The organism is Oscillibacter sp. (genome assembly GCF_032060045.1).
GTDB lineage: Bacteria > Bacillota > Clostridia > Oscillospirales > Oscillospiraceae > Oscillibacter.
The window spans coordinates 6,470-9,719 of sequence record NZ_DAMBZJ010000001.1; the positions used below are offsets into that span (position 1 = coordinate 6,470).

Sequence of the window (3,250 nt, forward strand, 5' to 3'; positions counted from 1 at the left end):
GGTCCTTTTTGCTGATGTCTTTCCTGTCCATACGCTCACGCTTTCATTAAAGTGGTGTGCTCCAGCGCCCGGAACAAAAGTCCCGCCGCAAAGCCCGTTAAAGTCCCGGTAAACAGGGATACCCCAAGCAGTAAGGGAAGATAATAAAGGGGAGCCGCGTTGCCAAGCGTTAAAATCGCCGCCGCCACCTGGCCGCAGTTGTGAGCCGCTGCGCCCCCCACGGACACGCCGTATACCGAGAAAGGCCGGAATCGGGAAAGCAGGAACATGGCGCCCATGGCACAAAGTCCACCCAGCAGAGAGAATAGCAGCGCGTTCACATTTCCTGCAAATAGCGCCCCCAGCGTGCACCGGGCAATGAGAATCAACAGCGCCTGCCCGGCCCCCAGCGCGTACAGCGCGAAGACGGTGACGATGTTTGCAAGCCCCAGCTTCACCCCCGGCAGGGGAATGGCAAGGGACAATGGGAGAAGGTTTTCTGCATAGCTCAGCGCCAGTGCCAGCGCGGTAAGCACAGCGCACAGCGTCAGTTGTTTCGTAGTCAATTTCATTCCATCACCCTAACACGGCGTCAACGCCGTTCTCCGTGGTTCCTGTCAGCATAACCGAAATCCGCGCCGGGAGACACACCACGCTTTGTCCTGCCCGGTGGATTGCCCCGGTGCGGACGCACACCTGATTGGGGCAGTTGGCTTCCAGCACCTCCGCCCCCTTAGAAGACAGGCGGAGATGGAGGGTATAACCGTTTGCCGTCAGCTCCTGCACCTCCGGCGTGGCAAGAAGGGAGAGGTTCACCGTCTCCGTCACTTGTCCGTTCACGGAGATGACCGCGGAAAGCCCACTTCCGGCCCCACGTCTCCACACGCCAAGCGCCAGCACGGTGGCCAGCAGAATGACAAACAGCGCCACCAGCGCATCGGCGGGCTTAGGCCGGATTTCGGGAAATTGTCTCATAGGCATAGCCGCTGCCGTCCTCCTGCTCAAATTTGTCCGCAAGGCCGTCGGTCACCAACACCCGCCCGTTCTCCGTCACCAGAACAAGCTGAAAATCATAGGCGCCGGAGCGCCAAAGTTCCACGGCTTTTTCCTCGCCCATCACAAACAGGGCGGTGGAAAACGCATCGCACATGGTGCCATGGCCGGGCCTATCGCCATGCTCGTCTCCGTTTGCGGGGGTCACCACAGTGACGGAGGTGAGGCCGCTTTCGGCTGGATAGCCGGTGGCGGGGTCCAGAATGTGGTGATAGCGTTTGCCGTTTTCCTCAAAATACCGCTGATAGCCGCCGGAAGTGATGGCGTAGCCGTCTGTCAGGGAGAGAACGCCCACGAAGCCCGCGGCGTTTTTGGGGTTCTGTACGCCTACTCGCCACGCAGTCCCGTCCGGTTTGCTGCCCCGGACGTAGATGTTGCCTCCCAGATATACCATAGCGCTCGTCACGCCATGTTTAAACAAAATCTGTTCGCACAGGTCGGAGGCATATCCCTTGGCAATGCCGCCCAGATCAATCTTCGTCCCTGCGTCCAAAGTGATTGCACGCTCTTCGCCAAAGAGGATGTGACTGCTTCCCACATGGGGCAGCAGGCCGTCCAGCTCCTTTTGCGTAGGAATCTGATAGTGGTCCGTAGTAAAGCCCCAGGCGGAAACCAGCGGCGCCACGGTGATGTCAAACGCACCGTCGGTCGCGTCACTGTATTCAATGGCGGTGGTGATAAGCTGCGAGATATCCGTGTTCTCCGCAGGCAGGCTCGCCCCGGCATTCAACCGTGAAATGGCACTGTCCATGCGTGTGCGGGAAAGGTGCAGATCCAAACTGTACAGCGCATCCTGCACCGCGTCCACCGCATTTTGCGCGTCACCGCCGTAGGCGGTGACGGACATATTGGTATCCATGGCATAAAATTCGGCGGAAGCGCCATCCTCCTGCCCACAGGCGGAAAGGCCCATGATCATCGCCGCGCACAGCACGGCAGCAAGCAAACGTCTCATGTGTCGTCTTCCTTGTTCTAAAAGTTTGACAAAAATCCGAAGCTTTGGGAACTATCAGTATAGCACGGTTTTTCCAGTCAAACAAGCAAAGAAGACGTCCTGTGTCGCTTTTTTCACCAAAACGCTTGCAAAGAGATGAACAATCTGCTAAAATGACACGGTATGCGTGGGCATTTCACAGCGTTGATTTTGAAAAACCCATGGAGGTTGCGATATATGCAAAAAAAGGATAGGGAAGAACTGAAGCGGAACAATGCGCCCCTCAACGGTGCGCTTAAATTTTTTATCGGAGGCTGTCTGGCAGAAATTTATCTGATGTTGGCGCGGAAATACTATGTCAACGGCAACATAGACCAGATGCTGAGCTGGGACGCCGCCATGCCCATCCTGATGGGAATCGGTGTGGCGCTGCTGGCGCTGGGTGTGGTCTTGGCGGTGCTGTGGAGAAAAGAACAAGGCTGGAAGCAGACAACGGCTTGGACAGCGGTGTTTGCGGGCCTGTTTCTCTCTGGAGGAAACTGGATGGTCAAAGCGGTGTATCCCACCGGCGTGACCGTGCTCACCGTGCTTACGGCGGCGGTTATGCTGCTGGGAGTGCTCTGGTGCCTGTATGCGCGGGAGTGTTTTTTCGCCATGAAGATTCTGGGGACAGGCCTGTTTGCCACGTGGGTCTGCCGCCATGGGATTGACAGCCAGCAGTGGAGAGTCCTTGTCATTGTGGGAGCTTGTGTTTATCTGCTTATGCTGGCTGCCGCGTTTATGATGGCGCGGAAGCTGGAGCAGACCGACGGAATGCTTGGCGCGTATCGGATTCTGCCCAAAGACACCGACTCCACGGTTTTAATGGTTTCCTGTGGCCTTTCCGCCGCGGCCGTGGTGCTGTCTCTGTTCAGCGCGGCCATTGCCTATTATGCCATTTGGGTGCTGGGCATTGCGATTTTTATTCTGGCGGTGTACTACACGGTCAAAGAACTGTAAGCCGATCAGACACACACGGACTGCATAAATGAAAAAAGCGGAGCGCCGTGGGAATTTCCCACGGCGCTCCGTTTGTTTAGGTTTGAGGTGCGGTTGTTTCCCGGTCAATGTCCATGCCGATTTCAAAGACCCGGTTCCAAGGAAAGCGGTAGTTGGAAACTGATAGCGTGCCGCAGTTCTCTTCCGCCCACGGGGACAGGCTGGTGATAATTTTCCCACCGCTGAAATTGCTAAGCACGGGCGCGGTGGAGACTTCCATGTCCGCTTCCAGCCGGGATAGCACCG

Annotated in this window: 5 protein-coding genes; 1 reads left to right on the forward strand and 4 read right to left on the reverse strand. The window is 56.9% G+C overall.

Going from position 1 to position 3,250, the window contains the following annotated elements; all coding sequences use genetic code 11:
- Window positions 1–35 precede the first annotated feature (35 nt).
- Genes RT018_RS00035 through RT018_RS00045 form a run of 3 tightly spaced genes read right to left on the reverse strand, consistent with a single transcriptional unit; the run spans window position 36 to window position 1,987 of the window.
- Entirely contained in the window at window positions 36–551 is a 516-nt protein-coding gene (locus tag RT018_RS00035; RefSeq protein WP_312938471.1) for a Gx transporter family protein, read from the reverse strand.
- Between the two features lie 4 nt (window positions 552–555).
- Window positions 556–960: a NusG domain II-containing protein gene (locus RT018_RS00040; protein ID WP_312938472.1), complete on the reverse strand. Its 405-nt coding sequence runs from the start codon at window positions 958–960 to the stop codon at window positions 556–558.
- On the reverse strand, window positions 926–1,987 hold the full coding sequence (locus RT018_RS00045; protein ID WP_312938473.1) for an FAD:protein FMN transferase: 1,062 nt from the start codon (window positions 1,985–1,987) through the stop codon (window positions 926–928). The genes RT018_RS00040 and RT018_RS00045 overlap by 35 nt, the downstream gene beginning before the upstream one ends.
- A 216-nt stretch (window positions 1,988–2,203) precedes the next feature.
- Here RT018_RS00045 and RT018_RS00050 point away from each other — a divergent pair, with 216 nt between their 5' ends.
- Window positions 2,204–2,965 (forward strand): hypothetical protein, encoded by a 762-nt coding sequence (locus tag RT018_RS00050; RefSeq protein WP_312938474.1) that lies wholly within the window; start codon window positions 2,204–2,206, stop codon window positions 2,963–2,965.
- A gap of 76 nt (window positions 2,966–3,041) precedes the next feature.
- Here RT018_RS00050 and RT018_RS00055 read toward each other — a convergent pair.
- Window positions 3,042–3,250: hypothetical protein (locus tag RT018_RS00055; RefSeq protein ID WP_312938475.1), on the reverse strand; the 209-nt coding region annotated here is incomplete at its 5' end.

Coding starts and splice junctions, on each gene's coding strand:
- RT018_RS00040 (WP_312938472.1), bottom strand. CDS start 960: ATGCCTATGAGACAATTTCCCGAAATCCGGCCTAAGCCCGCCGATGCG.
- RT018_RS00045 (WP_312938473.1), bottom strand. CDS start 1,987: ATGAGACGTTTGCTTGCTGCCGTGCTGTGCGCGGCGATGATCATGGGC.
- RT018_RS00035 (WP_312938471.1), bottom strand. CDS start 551: ATGAAATTGACTACGAAACAACTGACGCTGTGCGCTGTGCTTACCGCG.
- RT018_RS00050 (WP_312938474.1), top strand. CDS start 2,204: ATGCAAAAAAAGGATAGGGAAGAACTGAAGCGGAACAATGCGCCCCTC.